The 17069-nt window shown below is 36.4% G+C and carries 14 protein-coding genes, 1 rRNA gene and 1 pseudogene; all 16 read left to right on the plus strand.

Going from position 1 to position 17069, the window contains the following annotated elements; translation table 11 throughout:
• Nucleotides 1-1216: pseudogene (locus tag HMPREF0848_RS10550) on the plus strand (IS1182 family transposase); the annotation flags it as partial.
• A 403-nt stretch (nucleotides 1217-1619) separates the two neighbouring features.
• On the plus strand, nucleotides 1620-2927 hold the full coding sequence (locus tag HMPREF0848_RS09355) for a GHKL domain-containing protein (RefSeq protein WP_008536183.1): 1308 nt from the start codon (nucleotides 1620-1622) through the stop codon (nucleotides 2925-2927).
• An 88-nt stretch (nucleotides 2928-3015) separates the two neighbouring features.
• On the plus strand, nucleotides 3016-3876 hold the full coding sequence (locus HMPREF0848_RS09360) for a histidine kinase (protein ID WP_231087384.1): 861 nt from the start codon (nucleotides 3016-3018) through the stop codon (nucleotides 3874-3876).
• 21 nt (nucleotides 3877-3897) lie between these two features.
• Nucleotides 3898-5178: a hypothetical protein gene (locus HMPREF0848_RS09365; RefSeq protein ID WP_008536187.1), complete on the plus strand. Its 1281-nt coding sequence runs from the start codon at nucleotides 3898-3900 to the stop codon at nucleotides 5176-5178.
• Nucleotides 5179-5201: 23 nt separating this feature from the next.
• On the plus strand, nucleotides 5202-6515 hold the full coding sequence (locus HMPREF0848_RS09370; protein ID WP_008536188.1) for a GHKL domain-containing protein: 1314 nt from the start codon (nucleotides 5202-5204) through the stop codon (nucleotides 6513-6515).
• A 1-nt stretch (nucleotide 6516) separates the two neighbouring features.
• Nucleotides 6517-7260, plus strand: a complete 744-nt coding sequence (locus HMPREF0848_RS09375) for a response regulator transcription factor (RefSeq protein ID WP_008536189.1) — start codon at nucleotides 6517-6519, stop codon at nucleotides 7258-7260.
• A 945-nt stretch (nucleotides 7261-8205) separates the two neighbouring features.
• On the plus strand, nucleotides 8206-9405 hold the full coding sequence (locus HMPREF0848_RS09380) for an argininosuccinate synthase (protein ID WP_008536190.1): 1200 nt from the start codon (nucleotides 8206-8208) through the stop codon (nucleotides 9403-9405).
• Between the two features lie 328 nt (nucleotides 9406-9733).
• Nucleotides 9734-11119: an argininosuccinate lyase gene (gene argH / locus HMPREF0848_RS09385; RefSeq protein ID WP_008536191.1), complete on the plus strand. Its 1386-nt coding sequence runs from the start codon at nucleotides 9734-9736 to the stop codon at nucleotides 11117-11119.
• Nucleotides 11120-11203: 84 nt separating this feature from the next.
• Nucleotides 11204-11539: a ribonuclease P protein component gene (gene rnpA / locus HMPREF0848_RS09390; RefSeq protein WP_008536192.1), complete on the plus strand. Its 336-nt coding sequence runs from the start codon at nucleotides 11204-11206 to the stop codon at nucleotides 11537-11539.
• A gap of 111 nt (nucleotides 11540-11650) precedes the next feature.
• Complete coding sequence (locus HMPREF0848_RS09395; RefSeq protein WP_008536193.1) at nucleotides 11651-12457, plus strand: YidC/Oxa1 family membrane protein insertase; 807 nt, start codon at nucleotides 11651-11653, stop codon at nucleotides 12455-12457.
• Nucleotides 12458-12468: 11 nt separating this feature from the next.
• Nucleotides 12469-13515: a Jag family protein gene (locus tag HMPREF0848_RS09400; RefSeq protein ID WP_008536194.1), complete on the plus strand. Its 1047-nt coding sequence runs from the start codon at nucleotides 12469-12471 to the stop codon at nucleotides 13513-13515.
• Between the two features lie 133 nt (nucleotides 13516-13648).
• Complete coding sequence (locus HMPREF0848_RS09405; RefSeq protein WP_008536195.1) at nucleotides 13649-14245, plus strand: TetR/AcrR family transcriptional regulator; 597 nt, start codon at nucleotides 13649-13651, stop codon at nucleotides 14243-14245.
• On the plus strand, nucleotides 14242-14805 hold the full coding sequence (locus tag HMPREF0848_RS09410) for an NAD(P)H-dependent oxidoreductase (protein ID WP_008536197.1): 564 nt from the start codon (nucleotides 14242-14244) through the stop codon (nucleotides 14803-14805). The genes HMPREF0848_RS09405 and HMPREF0848_RS09410 overlap by 4 nt, the downstream gene beginning before the upstream one ends.
• A gap of 222 nt (nucleotides 14806-15027) precedes the next feature.
• Nucleotides 15028-15162 (plus strand): 50S ribosomal protein L34, encoded by a 135-nt coding sequence (rpmH, locus tag HMPREF0848_RS09415; RefSeq protein WP_002885866.1) that lies wholly within the window; start codon nucleotides 15028-15030, stop codon nucleotides 15160-15162.
• Nucleotides 15163-15360: 198 nt separating this feature from the next.
• Nucleotides 15361-16503: a tRNA guanosine(34) transglycosylase Tgt gene (gene tgt, locus HMPREF0848_RS09420; RefSeq protein ID WP_008536200.1), complete on the plus strand. Its 1143-nt coding sequence runs from the start codon at nucleotides 15361-15363 to the stop codon at nucleotides 16501-16503.
• A gap of 405 nt (nucleotides 16504-16908) precedes the next feature.
• Nucleotides 16909-17069, plus strand: a 16S ribosomal RNA gene (locus HMPREF0848_RS09425); the annotation flags it as partial.

The following is a 17069-nucleotide window of genomic DNA, read 5'->3' on the forward strand; positions in this document are numbered from 1 at the left end:
TTTTACAACTTACGGTAAGAACTATAGCCGACGCTTTCAAAATAAAGAATTGTTAGCACACATTTTTAGTCATGTGCTTCATCACGTTTTGGAGGCGGGGCTCATTGATCCCTCAGAAATCTTCATCGATGGGACACATATCAAGGCAGCTGGCTAATAATCATAAGTACCAAAATGTTGTTGTTGATCAAAAAGCTAAATTCATGAGTGAACAACTGGATGTTGAGATTAATTTAGACAGGAAGAAGCATGCAAAAAAGTTCTTAAAGCCCGCCAAAAAAGGCGAGGCTAAATCTAAGAAACAATCAACGACTGATCCAGATAGTGGTTGGTTTCACAAGGGAGAACACAAGGAAGTCTTCGCTTATAATGCTCAGGTAGCTTGTGATAAACATGGTTGGGCCTTGGCTTATACAGTTGAAGCAGGTAACATCCATGATAGTCAGGCCTTTTCTGCTCTTTTCGCCAAGTTAGAACCCTTCTCCCCTGAATTCATTATTGCGGATTCAGGCTACAAAACACCTAGTATTGCCAAGTTTCTTTTAGAAAAAGAGATTACGCCAGTATTTCCTTACACTAGGCCAAGAGGTAAGAGAGGCTTTCTACGTCCTAAAGACTTTGTCTATGACAAGCATTTTGACTGCTATCTTTGTCCAGAGAACCAGGTATTAACTTACCGTACAACGACACGTGAAGGTTATAGAGAATATAAAAGTAATCCCGAAATTTGTAAGACCTGTCCCTTGTTAGCGATTTGTACTGAAAGTCGCCAGCACCAAAAAGTTGTAGTGCGTCATATTTGGAAAGATGCCTTAGAAATCTGTGAAGATATCCGTCATCAAAGTGGGATGAAGGAACGGTACCAACACCGGAAAGAAACGATAGAACGTTTATTCGGAACAGCTAAAGAATATCATAACTTGCGTTATACCAGAGAAAAAGGAAAGTCCAAAATGGAAGATAAGGTTGGGCTTACTTTGGCATGTCTAAATATCAAAAAATTGGTAAAAATGATGGTAGGGAAGACCTGTTATTTTATCCAAATACCTCAATATTATTGGATTATGGGAGAATTAAGTGTGAATATAAAAAAAAGACAAACATCAAAAACGATGTTTGTCTTCATTCTGACCCAACATCTGTTGGGTTTTATAATGTAGATAAACCGAGCCATTTGAGAAGCCACTTACTAGATTATATATCTAGTTGGTATTAGAGCTTTTTGGAAGAGATGGCACTTTAATGTAATGATGATATATAATAATCTATTTATCATTTTCAAAAACGAAAATTAGTTTTATAATAGATAAATAAGAAAACAAGAAGGGAGAGGACGTTATGAGAAGATTTAATTGGTATTTTTACTATGTTATTGGTATGTATCCATAAAAAATCAAAAAGTCGGTTAAAGAGCTTTAGTTTTTCTAAGCTCTTTTTAATGTGTGCTTGGGCTGTATAGTAGGGGAAAGGTTCTAAGAGGTAGAGAAACTTTTGAAAGCTCTTAACTTGGGAAATGCGTTTTATATTTTTAGTTTTTTCTAATAGGAGTAACGCTAAATTATATATTTATGTTACAATAAAGTAGGTTGATTTTTGAAAGGAAAGGGGGGAGCATAGAGATGATTGTCCTATTTACAGTTCTACGTCTATTGGCTATTTTAATTGTTAGCCATGACATGTCGGACCTGCTCAAAACGTGGAAGAGTAAAGTCTATTTTATCATTGGTAGTCTCTTGCTCTCTCTATTTGTAGGAGGCATCACAGGTTCACTTTTAGCACTCTTATTTTGTCATCTATTCTTAAATAAAACATCAAGTCGTGAAAAGAATTCATTTCTTTTCACCTTTTTGCCGTGGGTCTTTGTTGAGGTAACTTCTAAATTACTTCAACTTTACTTCTTCCCATGGATTTTTCAAATTAATTATTTACAAGTAAAAGATACCCCAGTACTTATTGCTCTATCTTATCTTTTGGTATATCCAATCTTCCATTTGATTGTCAAGGTCTTCTTTATTGACTTCAGTGCTCTTGATATCATGGGGAATAACCACACTTACCAAGTTAGGCAACGTCTGTTGGTTGGGGTGACTTTAGCATATATTATCTTATCTCTAGTTATTTTCTATGCGAGTAATGTCCTTCCTTATATGGGACTCTTTATTTATTTAGCAGGTAGTATTACAGTTGTTTATTCAATTCTCTTTATTTTACTATTTGCTCAGCTCAATATTTATTCTAAGAGGAGAGTAAAGGACCAATTGGCTGAAGAGATGATTAGGCACGAAGAAAGTTTAGAAGAATATAGCCACCGTTTAGAAAAACTCTATAATGATATTTCTCAGGTTAAGAAGGATTATTTGGAAGGGCTTAAGAATATGGAAGATAGTATTCAACGCCGAGATTTACCTGCTTTGAAGCAGGAATATGCGGAGCTTCTAGAAAAATCTGGGAATAGTTTAACGTTGTCAAATTATGAATTGTCACGTTTAATCAATTTGGAAATCACCTCTCTCAAGAGTCTTTTCTCTGCAAAAGTGCTTGAAGCTGAGAACCTAGGAATAAAGGTCAATTTAGAGTTACCAGATGTCATATCATCTACGCAAATTGAGGCTCTAGATTTGGTAGTGATTTCTTCTGTGTTCTTGAATAATGCTATAGAAGCTACAGTGAAATCTGAAGATCCAACGTTAACAATATCTTTCTTTAAAAATCAGGACTACCTTACCTTAGTTATTGACAATACGACGAGGGAGGAACGTATTCCTGTGTCCAGAATATTTGATGAAGGAGTTTCTAGTAAAGGCGAAGGTCGCGGTCTTGGTCTGTCTAAAGTAGCAGAGATACTTAATCGCTATCCAAAAGTAAATCTTGAAACTCGGAGTTGTGATTATCATTTCACACAAGTTCTGTCTTTCCGAGATAACTGATAGGACAGAGTGAATTTTTAAGGATAAGATACGGGGAAATAGAAAGGGGAAATAGCACATGCAACTCGCGATTGATGGCCTTATTGCTTTGGTTGTTGTCGTTTCGCATCTAGTGATTTCAGCTAGACTAGCTTATCTAGATGTTTTTAATTATCGTTATATTCCTTATGTAGTAGTGGTAGCTGTTGTTAAGTGGCTAGCAAAAATATTATGGCAAATTGATATTCCAGATGCCATTTATCTCCTAGTTTTTATTTTTCTTGAAAAGCCTCAAGCGTCAAGAGAAGAAAAGTATTTTTGTGCTTTCTTTGCTCCTGTATTCTGGACTTTAGTTACTAGCTTCTTCAGTTTTTACCTTTTTCGCGTTTTCTTTAATAAGCCAATCGACTTAGTTCCAAATAACCTGGGAATTTTAGCTGTGGATAGTGTGGTTCTTCCATTCTTTCTAGGATTGCAAAAAATGTTTGGTTTAGACCGCTTTTTTGAGAAACCCTTTGAAGGGTTGCAAGATAAGTACAAGAGTATGCTTCTGCAAGTAGATATGATTTTAATTATCAGTTATCTTCTTATTCTTTTTAAGCAAGAGATATTCTCGTTACTTTTGAGTCAAACCTATCTTCCAGGCTATCCTCAGATTTATATTTGGGTAGGGCTCCTTATACATATGTATATTTTAGTTCGTTTTGTTTCCTATAGTAAAGATGTCCGTGATAGCGAAATTCTTCGAGAACAAGAGGAGCATTTAAGAAGTTTGGAAGCCTACAATCAAAAAATAGAGGCTGCATATAAAAGTGTGCGTTCTTTCAAACATGATTATGAGAATGTCTTAATTAGTATGCAGACTAGTATTGATAGTGGAGATTTTAATTTGATTGAACAAACCTATCAGGACATTCTGAAAAAGGCAGGACAAGAACTCATTGAAGAAGATGATGAAAATGCCTCTTGATCATAAATAGGAAATATTATCATGAACTTACAGCTTTGGACTATGGTAACTCTTGAAAATAGTTTTATTCAGATCATTAGTTTTCATATTACCTGGTTTATTTATAAAAAATTAACAGGGAGCTCACTAGCTTATTGGAAAGTACTTCTCTTAAGTCTTTTAGGGATAATAGTATCACTTGGTAAAGGTGATGGCTTCTATTATCAAGTGATTATTTTTCTAGGGTTGGCTCTTAAGGAACGTCGCAAACACCGCCTGACATTATGGGCAAGTCTTTTTTTTGGAGCCTTCTCAGTCATTTTTACAGATTTATTTGCAACCTTTACACCTTTCTATGTTTTCAATAATCTGTTTGTAAATATGACTTTGGGTGAAATCCAAGAAAACTTCTTACTGGAATTACTATCTTATGTGATGATTTATCCCTTCTTCCTTTATATCAATTATCTTTCAAGTTCAGATATTGATAAGGTCAAGGAATTAATTTATTCACGTGGTCGAGAACGTTTATTAATAGCAGTTGATTTGACCTTTGCAGTGTATATTTTTTGCAGTACTTTCCTGATGTCAACTGGTGGTAATGTTGGAAAACCTATTTTCTTTGCTATGGCGGTCTATCTCTTAATGGTGACAACGCTAAACCGCTATTCACATAAATTTGTTAGGGAGCGTAGCCAAGAAGCTGTTGATACTTATGTTTACAACTTAAAAGTGTATAATCAACACATTGAGGCTCTTTTTACAAAAGTAAAACCTACTCAACAAGATTTTGAGAATCTTTTGATAGCTCTTGAGACACCTCTTGCGAAGAATCAGCTATCAGAAGTTTTAGCAGTATATCATGAACATTTGAATCATCTTAGATTGGATGACTTGGATTTAAATGATAAATTAGCTCCTCTGTTTGAAATTCCTTATCCAGAATTAAGGAGTTGGATTGTTAACCAAATCATTCCTTTGGAGCAAAAGGGAATTATGGTTCGGTTAGATGTCAACGTTGTTGATTATCCTAAACATTTAAATATTGCGGTGCTTATTACTGTCTTGGAACGCTGTATTAACCTGGCTGAAAAGCTTTGTGTAGAGGAGCCAGAGACAGATATTGGTTTCCTTATCCAACAGAATGAGGACGGTAATCTCTGCTTTGTTATTGAAAATACCAACCAGGAAGCTACCCCAGAACTTGATGGTAGGTTAGCGATTAGTCGTGATTTAGCGCAGTTTTGCTGGTCAAATGGTATTGGTTTAACTAACAAAAAAGAATTATTTAAAACCTATCAAATTGTTACGGTAGGACTATAAAGATAGAAAGGACGGAAGTAGCTATGCTAGGTAACATCGTGTTCCAAATTTTGATGTTTGTCATTATTTGGGATATCTATCTACGTATTGGTGGTCAAAACACTAATCTCAAAAATCGTGTGCTCTATTTGTTATTCGATGTTGCCTTATGTATTTGGGGACAACTTATTGGACGCTATCTAGGTGTAGTGCCTCCTTTAGTCTCCATTGTGACTTTGACGTTTAGTTATCAACTAAATAAGACGGTTACTTCTGTAGAGCGATTCTTTTTAGGTTTCTATCCAGTGGTACTAGTCGATTTAGCAAGGCGCTTCTTGGCTACTTTCTTTTTTCCACCGATAATTGGCGTAGCGGCGTCAACTTTGAATAATAATATTTGGTGGTCTATGGTACCACTTTCCTTTGTCGTGTTGACAGTCAGAATTGTAGACTTCATTTTGCGTCTTGATTTCACAGATATCTTGAAGGTAGCTACCCAACAAGAGAAGAAAAATCGTCTGGGATTGGTTAACATGCTTCTTTTGATTTATTATTTGGTTATCTTTTTGGTATCAACATTTGATTCTTATTTCCCAGAGTTACACCTTGAAAGTAACTTGCGGCTACCGCTGGTAATGGGTTATCTTTACCTTCTTCTTTTCGTTTTGGGAGCTGTTAACCAGTTTGCTAAGGAAAAGATTGAGCAAGATTTGACCATGAAGCAAGCTAACTATCTTGATGATTTGAAACGAGAAAATGCTAGGGTAGAAGGTTTATATAGGGATTTGATGTTTGTTCGTTCAAACTATAATTACCTTCTAAATAACCTGCGAGATATTGAAAGAACTGGAGATATTCGCTCCTACAAAAAAGATCTAGTTGACCTGTATGTGAATAGAGATCAATATAGCTTCTCAACTCAGGTCACAGATTTAGAAAATATTCAGAATCCAAGTATTCACAGCTTGCTTTCATCAAAATATCATGAAGCCCAGATGTATAGGCTTAATATTCATGCAGAAATTCCTGACCCAGTCGTTCACAGCTATCTAACAGACTTAGATTTAGCCGTTATTTTGGGTCACCTCATGGACAATGCTATTGATGGTGCTCGTAAAGTTAATGATGGCTTTATTAGCTTAGCCTATTTTGATGAGGAAGATTGCCAGAGCTTTATTGTTGAAAGTGCGATATCAGATGAACAAGCTCCTCTTTCAATGATGACTTCTCAAAATCTTAACAGTGGTGGTATAGGTGTAAATGCTGTTCAAGATATTTTGGAGCGTTACCCCAACACATCCCTGTCTGTCCGTAGTCAAAATCATAAAATGATGCAAATACTAGAAATGAGACCCTAATATGAATATATATATTTTAGAAGATGATTTAATGCAACAAACACGCATTAGTGATATCATCAGAGAATTGGTTTCAGAGGGCACGTTCTCAGTACGGAAACTAGAAGTTTTTTCGAAACCACATAAATTATTAGCCAGTATTAACGAGAAAGGTAATCATCAGGTCTTTCTTTTAGATATTGATATTGATGGTGAGCGAAAGAAGGGGCTTGAGGTCGCTTCAGAAATTCGTCAACAAGATGCCAATGCGGTTATTATATTTGTAACGACTCACTCGGAATTTGCCCCGATTAGTTTTAAATACAAGGTTTCCGCATTAGATTTTATTGATAAGACTGTTTCTAATGCGGAGTTCAAGCAGCAATTGAAACAAACGCTAACTTTTGTGAATCAAAAAGTTGGAGAGTTGGATGATGGTGACATTTTTGTATTTGAAACGGCCCAGTCTCGGATTCAGGTTCCTATGCGAGATATTTATTATTTTGCAACTGCTGTGACACCTCATAAGGTGATGTTAATTACTAAAACAGAACGCTTAGAGTTTTATGCTAATCTTGGAGATATCACTTCTGCGAATAAAAAGCTCTTTTCGTGTCACCGTTCCTTTTTAGTTAATTTGGATAATATTGCTCGTATTGATAAGACTCAGTTGATGATTTATTTTGAAAATGGTGATTCCTGCCCAGTTTCTCGCCTAAAAATGAAAGCTTTACTGAAGAAATGGTCAGAAGTTAAGGACTATTAATGATGACTATGAAAGCTGTCTTTTAGTCCTAATATTGCTCGCAATTATTTTTGATAGTTAGTTGCTATATATGTATCCATTTTGCTAAAAATACTAAATAGATGTCTTTTAGTGAGTTATTTTTGTAAATTTTTAAAAATAAGTCTAAAAAAATACAGTTCAGGATGAAAAAACGACATTCTATGAAATCGTATAGACAATTAAATTGAAAAGAGTTATTATATAGTCAAGATATGTGATTCGGAAATGAGACATCGTCAATCTTATTGAAATCTACATACACTTTATGAAAATAAATAATGTACTTTTATATAACTTTTTCCTAATCCCCATTTTTTATTGGCCGCTCGTCCAATTACATATCTTTTTTATAGACATTAAAAAGCTTGAGAAATCAAGCTATTTTTTTTGTTTTTAAAGGAGTTATTGCAGATTAGGATAAAAAATAACATTCTATGAGTGAAATCCGACATTTTAGGAAATAGCGATATGCATTATAGGATTGCATGCTATAATGTAATCAAGGTTAGAGAGCAAGAAGAATGTATGGTTTAAGTTAGTCCCTTAAACATAATAATTTCCCTCATTCATTCTATCTAAAATTGCTGTTGTGTTCTCTACCGATGATGCTGTTGTTCGAAAGGTCTGTACTTTGTACAGGCCTTTCGGCATTTTAAGAAATAATAGTTAAGAACACTTTTGGATCTAGCTAGCTAGTATTTGAGAGTGTTTTTTTATTTTTTAAGAAGTAATTGTGTATAAATGAATAAAACTTGATAAATACATATTTTTTATGCTTAAAGTATAAAAATAAGCAAAAAAATAAAAATAAATATAAAAAAATAACAAATTATGGTTGACAAATGAATAAATATGCAATATAATAAATCTCGTAAGGTTGATAGAGATAGAAACCACAAGAAAATATAAGAAAAGAGAAATATTATGTCAAAAGAGAAAGTTATTCTTGCTTATTCCGGAGGTCTTGACACCTCAGTAGCTATTACTTGGCTAAAAAAAGATTACGATGTTGTCGCTGTTTGTATGGATGTCGGTGAAGGTAAGGATCTTGAATTTATCCATGATAAAGCTCTTACAGTTGGAGCTATAGAATCTTACGTCCTAGATGTTAAAGATGAATTTGCAGAAGATTACGTACTCCCAGCCCTTCAAGCGCATGCTTATTATGAGCAAAAATATCCTTTGGTTTCAGCGCTCAGTCGTCCAATTATTTCTAAAAAATTAGTTGAAATCGCTCATAAGACTGGTGCTACAACCATTGCTCACGGTTGTACTGGTAAAGGTAATGACCAAGTTCGTTTTGAAGTTGCCATTGCAGCTCTTGATCCAAGCCTTAAAGTAGTAGCGCCAGTACGTGATTGGAAATGGTCTCGTGAGGAAGAGATTGAATATGCTAAAGCTAATGGTGTTCCAGTTCCTGCAAATCTCGATAATCCCTATTCAGTGGACCAAAACCTTTGGGGACGTGCTAATGAATGTGGTGTTCTTGAAAATCCTTGGAATCAAGCTCCAGAAGAAGCCTTTGGGATTACAAACTCACCAGAGTCTGCCCCAGACGAAGCTGAATTTGTTGATGTAACCTTTAAGGAAGGTAAACCAGTTGCCCTTAATGGTAAAGAAATGAAATTGGCGGACCTTATCCAAGAAATGAATGTTATCGCTGGTAAACATGGTGTTGGACGTATCGACCACGTTGAGAACCGTCTTGTTGGTATCAAATCACGTGAAATTTACGAGTGCCCAGGTGCCATTGCTCTCTTGACTGCCCATAAGGAGATTGAGGACTTGACTTTGGTACGTGAAGTTTCTCACTTCAAACCAATCCTTGAAAATGAATTGTCAAATCTTATCTATAATGCTTTGTGGTTTAGCCCAGCAACTCAAGCCATCATTGCTTACATCAAAGAAACACAAAAAGTAGTTAATGGTACTGCTAAAGTGAAACTTTACAAAGGTCATGCTCAGGTAGTTGCTCGTAAGTCAGATAATTCACTATATGATGAAAACTTGGCTACTTACACATCTGCGGATAGTTTTGATCAAGATTCTGCTGTTGGATTTATCAAACTCTGGGGACTTCCAACACAGGTAAATTCTCAAGTTAATCATCCATTTGACAAATAATGAAAGACTTCATAAGAAAAGCAGGTTGTTAGAAGGACAATTCTTCATATCAGATAAAAGTGGACAGAGATCCGCATCTGGTACTCTTTTCTTATAACTTATATTACTATCGTTAAGGCGTTCTGAGAGGCGTCACGAGCCTAAATAAGCCACGACAGAGATCGGGTTTTAGGAAAACAAGTGTCCAGAGAGACAACTTAAGCTAGACAAAAAATATCTAGCTTTTTTCATTTGAATTATTGTGGCCTGAGAGGTCATTACTTGTTATAAGCATTAAGAAAGGACAAGAGATTATCCTATCCTTTGGGGAAATCTTTAACATATAACTATGGCAGAAAATCATAAACTGTGGGGCGGTCGGTTCGAAGCTAGTCTTGAAAAATGGGTTGAAGAATTTGGTGCTTCAATTTCCTTTGACCAAAAAATGGCTGAGTTCGATCTTAAAGGTTCCATTGCTCACGTAACCATGCTGGGTGAGACAGGAATTATTACCAAAGAGGAGTCTTTACAAATTAAACAAGGCTTGGAAGAGTTACTTAAGGAGTACAAGGCTGGTAAACTAGAGTTTGATGTTTCCAATGAAGATATTCATATGAATATGGAAAGTCTATTGACGGCTAAGATTGGGCCCGTAGCAGGGAAACTCCATACAGCACGTTCTCGTAACGACCAAGTTGCAACGGATATGCACCTGTATCTTAAAGCCAAGCTCTTTGAAGTTATTGAGAAACTTGATAACTTACGAAATACTCTAGTGAATCTAGCAGATAAACATATCTATACGATTATGCCCGGCTATACTCACTTACAACATGCACAACCAATTTCTTTCGGTCATCACTTGATGGCTTATTACAACATGTTTACACGTGATGCTGAACGTTTTGAATTTAATATCAAACATACAGATGTATCGCCTCTTGGTGCCGCAGCTTTGGCAGGTACAACTTTCCCTATTGATCGGAAGATGACATCTGACTTAATGGGATTTGCAAAACCATATAGTAATTCTCTAGATGCCGTCTCTGACCGTGATTTCATTTTAGAATTCTTATCAAATTCAAGTATTCTCATGATGCATATGACACGTATTTGTGAAGAAATCATTAGCTGGTGTTCTAATGAATTCAAGTTTGTCACTCTTTCAGATACGTTCTCTACAGGCTCTTCCATTATGCCTCAAAAGAAAAATCCAGACATGGCAGAGCTTATCCGTGGGAAATCAGGTCGTGTTTACGGTAATCTGATTGGGTTATTGACTGTGATGAAGTCGCTACCTTTAGCCTATAATAAGGACCTGCAAGAGGATAAGGAAGGTATGTTTGATACAGTAGAAACGGTTACTGTAGCCATTGATATTCTCGCAGGTATGCTCAATACTATGACTGTTAACGATAAGCATATGGCAGAGTCAACAGAAAAAGACTTTTCAAATGCTACTGAGTTGGCTGATTACCTTGCGGCTAAAGGTCTTCCATTCCGTGAGGCGCATGAGATTGTAGGGAAACTTGTTCTTGATTGTACTAAAGCTGGACACTATCTCCAAGATGTTCCTCTTGAACGTTATCAAGAAGTCTCAGATTTAATTGAAGAAGATATTTATGAAACACTCAAGTCTCATACCGCTGTTGAGCGTCGTCATTCTCTTGGTGGAACAGGTTTCGACCAAGTTAAATGGCAAATAAAAGAAGCTCAGCTAAATCTTAAAAAATAAGTCTCTAAGGCCCAAACTATAAGGTTTTGGGCTTTTTTGCTATTTATGGTATAATAGTACTAATTTTGAGTTTGGAGTCGCATTTTGAAAAAATCTTATCGTATTAAGAAAGAGAAAGACTTTAAAGCATTATTTGATGCAGGGCACAGTGTTGCCAATCGAAAATTTGTTGTTTACTGTCTGAATCGTGATTTACTCCATTATCGCGTAGGGTTGTCAGTTAGCAAGCGTCTTGGTAATGCAGTTACCCGGAATCGGGTAAAACGTCGTCTACGACATGCACTAATGGACATGTCATCTCAATTAGAACATCAAGATTTTGTCGTTATTGCTCGTAAAGGTGTTGAGGACTTGAGTTACCAAGAAATTTACAGCAATCTCGTTCATGTCTTAAAAATAGCAAAGTTATATAAGGACTAGAAAATTATCTTTCACCGTCATGGTACGATTCATCAAGACAAATTTTTGTTGATGCTATCATCCTAGTAGACGGAGATAAGACAATTCTTTGTCATGTAAAAGGAGTTTTTAGTGAAAAGAAAACTTAATTTATTCGTTTTAGGAGCAGGAGCTCTCTTGGTTTTATCAGCTTGTGGACGCAGTGATGTCACAAGCCAGTCTACAGGACTTTGGGAACGCTTCATTCTAATGTTTGGTAAGGCTGTTCAAGGACTTTCAATTGGCGGCTCTATTGGACTAGGGATTATTATCTTTACGATTTTGATTCGTGCGGTTATGATTCCATTGTATAATCGCCAAATTAAGTCAAGTCGTGAATTGCAAGAACTACAGCCAGAGTTACGACGATTGCAGGGTGAGTATCCAGGAAGTGAAAATCGTGAAGCTCTTGCTAATGCACAGCAAGAACTCTACAAAGAGCATGGTGTTAATCCCTATGCCAGCTTCGTTCCTCTCCTGATTCAGTTTCCTATTTTGATGGCTCTTTACGGTGCACTTACACGTGTACCTGAGTTACGAGAAGGAACCTTCCTCTGGGTAGACCTTGGTCAGAAAGACCCCTACTTTATTCTTCCGATTTTGGCAGCTGCATTCACCTTCCTTTCAACTTGGTTGACGAATAAAGCAGCTAAAGAACGTAGTTCGATGTTACTTGTTATGAATATCTTGCTTCCAGTCTTTATTTTCTGGTTTGGAACGCAGATTTCTTCAGGAGTAGCACTTTATTGGGCAGTCTCAAATGCCTTCCAGGTTGTTCAGATTTTGGTTTTCAATAATCCATTTAAAATTATTGCTGAACGTAATCGTTTGGAAGCGGAAGAAAAAGAACGTAAAGCTAAGATTCGTCGTGCCAAGAAAAAGGCGCACAAACGTAAGTAAGGAGGCTTTTTATGGTTGTCTATTCTGGACGAACAGTTGAACAAGCTATTGAAAAAGGTTTGAAAGTTCTTAAGTTACCTCGTATGAAGGCCCACATCAAGGTGATTTCTCGTGAGAAAAAAGGCTTTCTAGGATTTGGAAAGAAACCTGCTCGAGTTAGCATTGAACCAATAAATGAACAATCAGCGTATGAAGCAGACCAAGATAATACCGTAAAAGATTTTGCCGATAGTGTCAATTATCAAAATAAGGCTATCACAAGCCCGACAGAAGAAACCAATACTTTCAGTAAAGTGACAAGGCTTGCCGATCTTGTGGATAGCAAGAAAATGGAAGAGGAAATTGAGGAGGAAGCAACTCCTGTAGAGATCTTTGATGAAAAGCCATCGGAGAAAAAACAGGAGCCATCTAAGGCAACAGTTATTCCTCTAGCTATTAAGCGCCAGTCATTAGAAGAAAGTGTATCGGATTCAGTGCTATCTTCTCTAGAGTCTGAACAGGAATCGGTTACTCAAATTCAAGCTACAGAAACTTCAGAAGATGATTTCAGCTCTTTTGTAGCATCTGAGTTTAGTTCAGAAGAAACTTCTGAAAACAATTTAGAGGATGTTCAAGTAGCTGCGGACGACGTTTTATCTTATCTTGAAACAATCATCTATGAAATGGATGTTGATGCTAGTTTAGAGGTCAGTCACAATCGTCGTAATATCATTATTCAGATTGAGACGGACCAACCTGGTCGTGTTATAGGTTATCACGGTAAAGTCCTTAAATCTTTGCAACTTTTGGCACAAAATTATTTGCATGACCATCATTCTAAACGATTTAGTGTTGTTCTTAATGTTCGAGACTATTTGGAGCAACGTACGGAGACTTTGATTGATTTAGCTGAAAAAACAGCAGCTAAAGTAAAAGAAACAGGTCGAGAGTATGTGATGGATCCGATGACGAATAGTGAACGAAAAATTATCCACAAGGCTATATCTCAAATTGAAGGTGTTGAAAGTCACTCAGAAGGTGACGATCCCAATCGATACGTGGTTGTAACAAAAGTATAATTAGAATAGTGTGTATTACTGATAGAAGCTAGTCTGGTTTAAAGGCTAGCTTTTTTTGACAAACCAAAGTATACAGTGTATACTTTGGTTAAAAAGTAGTCAGAGTCTACTTAATTGTAAATAGGAGTCGAAAATGAAACGTAATACTGCTGAATTGAAGGAGAAGCTAATTAAAACCGGAATTGAGGAAATAAGGATAAAGGGGATTGACCAATTATCTATGCGTACAATTGCCCAAAAATGTGGCGTTACTCATGGAGCTCCCTATAAGCACTTTGACAATAAAGATACCTATATGGAAGTTGTTTTGGAGCACTTATCGGAGATCTTTTTGAAAAATATGATTCAAGGGATTGCATCTTCTCTCGACGCAAGAAATAGACTGGTATTAATGGGTTGTAACTTTGTAAGATTTGCTCAACAAGAAACGAATATCTTTGAGGCCTTGTTTATCAAGTTTCCCTTTAACTATATGGAATTCTCTCAAGAAAGTATTTCTGTCAATTCCCACTTACCAGGATTTGAATATTTTAAAAATACAGCTCTGGAATTAAAGAACAAGGAGAAACTTTCAGGTAGTGATGCAGAAGTTTTGATGCATTTTTGGAGTTTTATCACTGGTTTGGCTATGCTAGCAAGAAGTCCCATTGCTGATAACTTTAAAGAGACTACTGTTCAAGAAACTGTAAAAACTATGCTTGATATTTATATTAAAGGAGCTAAGCAATGAAGATATTAATGATTTATGCACATCCAAACGACAAGAGCTACAATGCCTCTATTCTAGAGACTGTTAAAGAAAATTTATCGCCTAAACATGAGTTAAGGATTTTAGATTTGTATAAAGAGCGGTTTGACCCTGTTTTACGTTTTGATGCCACACATAGGGGAAGAGACCTGGCGAATGATGTAGCTGTGAAACACTATCGAGATTTGCTAGTTTGGGCGGATCAGTTAATCTTTATTTTTCCAACTTGGTGGAGTGGGATGCCGGCTATCTTAAAAGGATTTATTGAACGTGTATTTGTTGCTGGTTTTGCTTATGATAATACCTCACGTGGTTTGAAAGGTAGGCTTGCTGGCAAAGCATGGATTATCACTACGCACAATACACCGAGGATCTTCCTTCCTTTTGCACAAGACTACTCCAAAGTTTTGAAATTTCAAATCCTAAAACCTTGTGGCTTTAAAGCGGTTAAAGTCACTCAGATTACACGTGTTGAGTATATGACGGATCATGAGCGAAAGGATCAACTCCAAAAAATTGCAAAATTGACTCAAAATCTTTAAGTGAATACACAGGATGGCATCATCGAGACTTTTAGCACCGGTAGAAATGACTAGGTCGCTCTTTTAAGTTCTAGTGTTTGTCTTTTACGATATGATGAAATTATTGTCTAAAGTATTTCTTGACAAGAACACGCTATTGCTATAAAATAGTATGGTATGTTTAGTATCTGATCAAAAATAGCCGGCTAAACGAATACGAAAATCTATTAGGAGGTATTCAACGTGAAACGTACTTATCAACCAAGTAAAATCCGTCGTCAACGTAAACACGGATTCCGTCACCGTATGTCAACTAAAAACGGACGTCGTGTTCTTGCAGCTCGTCGTCGTAAAGGACGTAAAGTTCTTTCAGCTTAAGACATTATTGAAAGCAACAGTGCTCGAGACTGTTGCTTTTTGTTTACCAAAAGCTTAGATATTTTAGATTTTAGAATAGCCGTTTTGAGAAATTGAAGCTGACAATTCCTATAAATTTTGGTAAACTAAAGCGGTTGTGGATAATGATCATTCACTAAAAAATACTTAGGACTGTTTTTCCTAACGTAAGGAGTATAAATGACTGATTTTCCTATTAAATATCGTCTGATAAAGAAAGAAAAACACACAGGAGCACGTCTAGGGGAAATTATCACCCCTCACGGAACTTTTCCAACGCCGATGTTTATGCCTGTAGGTACTCAGGCTACAGTAAAAACGCAATCTCCTGAAGAATTAAAACAGATGGGGTCAGGAATTATTTTAGCAAATACCTATCATTTATGGCTCAGACCTGGTGATGAGCTGGTTGCTAAAGCTGGTGGACTCCATAAATTTATGAATTGGGACCAAGCTATTCTTACAGATAGTGGTGGTTTCCAAGTTTATTCACTAGCAGAAAAACGAAACATTTCAGAAGAAGGGGTGACATTTAAAAATCACCTTAATGGAAGTAAGATGTTCCTATCCCCTGAGAAGGCTATCTCTATTCAAAATAATCTGGGCTCAGATATTATGATGAGCTTTGATGAATGTCCTCAATTTTACCAACCATACGATTATGTTAAAAAATCAATTGAACGTACAAGTCGTTGGGCAGAGCGTGGACTAAAGGCGCATCGCCGTCCATATGATCAAGGGCTCTTTGGTATTGTACAAGGAGCTGGTTTCGAAGACCTTCGTAGACAATCTGCGCATGATTTGGTTTCCATGGATTTTCCAGGGTACTCTATTGGTGGTCTTGCAGTAGGAGAAACTCATGAAGAGATGAATGCAGTTCTAGACTTTACTGTACCTTTACTTCCTGAGAATAAACCACGTTATCTCATGGGAGTAGGTGCACCAGATAGTTTGATTGATGGTGTAATCCGTGGTGTTGATATGTATGATTGTGTTCTTCCTACAAGAATCGCTCGAAACGGAACTTGTATGACTAGTCAAGGACGTCTTGTAGTTAAAAATGCGGCATACGCAGAAGATTTTAGCCCTATAGATCCTGAGTGTGATTGTTACACATGTAAGAACTATACACGTGCTTATGTGAGACACCTACTGAAGGCAGATGAGACATTTGGAATTCGTTTGACAAGTTATCATAATCTCTACTTCTTGGTGAATTTGATGGCGAAAGTACGTCAAGCTATTATTGATGACAATTTACTTGAGTTTCGTCAAGATTTCATTGAAAAATATGGTTATAATGCAAATAATAGAAATTTTTAAATTTACTATCTAACAGTACAGCAATGTACTGTTTTCTTATTTAATTTAATAAAAATAAATAAGGAAGCTGCTAAGAAAGGTGTAAACTGAATGTTTTTTTTGAATACCCTTTAAAATGATAAAAAGTTATTGACAAGGTAAGCAAGAGATGATAATATAAATAGGCTACATCGGAGGATGAAGCAGAGACACGAGGAAGTTTGGAAAAAACTTTTCAAAAAGTGTTGACAAGATATTCTAGATTTGCTAGAATATAGGAGTTGTCTTAAGAGAGACAAAGACCTTTGAGAACTGAATAAGAAACCAAGTGCAGGGTTATGATAGAAGAAATTATAACCTGTCAATTTACAAGAAAAAAACGTCAGAAGACGGAAATGAGTTAACGCTCGAACAATTATTAAAGCTTTTAATGAGAGTTTGATCCTGGCTCAGGACGAACGCTGGCGGCGTGCCTAATACATGCAAGTAGAACGCTGAAGAGAGGAGCTTGCTCTTCTTGGAAGAGTTGCGAACGGGTGAGTAACGCGTAGGTAACCTGCCTTGTAGCGGGGGATAACTATTGGAAA

The sequence above is a fragment of the Streptococcus sp. C150 genome (assembly GCF_000187445.1).
GTDB lineage: Bacteria > Bacillota > Bacilli > Lactobacillales > Streptococcaceae > Streptococcus > Streptococcus raffinosi.

Coding starts and splice junctions, on each gene's coding strand:
- HMPREF0848_RS09355 (WP_008536183.1), top strand. CDS start 1,620: ATGATTGTCCTATTTACAGTTCTACGTCTATTGGCTATTTTAATTGTT.
- HMPREF0848_RS09365 (WP_008536187.1), top strand. CDS start 3,898: ATGAACTTACAGCTTTGGACTATGGTAACTCTTGAAAATAGTTTTATT.
- HMPREF0848_RS09370 (WP_008536188.1), top strand. CDS start 5,202: ATGCTAGGTAACATCGTGTTCCAAATTTTGATGTTTGTCATTATTTGG.
- HMPREF0848_RS09375 (WP_008536189.1), top strand. CDS start 6,517: ATGAATATATATATTTTAGAAGATGATTTAATGCAACAAACACGCATT.
- HMPREF0848_RS09380 (WP_008536190.1), top strand. CDS start 8,206: ATGTCAAAAGAGAAAGTTATTCTTGCTTATTCCGGAGGTCTTGACACC.
- argH (WP_008536191.1), top strand. CDS start 9,734: ATGGCAGAAAATCATAAACTGTGGGGCGGTCGGTTCGAAGCTAGTCTT.
- HMPREF0848_RS09400 (WP_008536194.1), top strand. CDS start 12,469: ATGGTTGTCTATTCTGGACGAACAGTTGAACAAGCTATTGAAAAAGGT.
- HMPREF0848_RS09405 (WP_008536195.1), top strand. CDS start 13,649: ATGAAACGTAATACTGCTGAATTGAAGGAGAAGCTAATTAAAACCGGA.
- HMPREF0848_RS09410 (WP_008536197.1), top strand. CDS start 14,242: ATGAAGATATTAATGATTTATGCACATCCAAACGACAAGAGCTACAAT.
- tgt (WP_008536200.1), top strand. CDS start 15,361: ATGACTGATTTTCCTATTAAATATCGTCTGATAAAGAAAGAAAAACAC.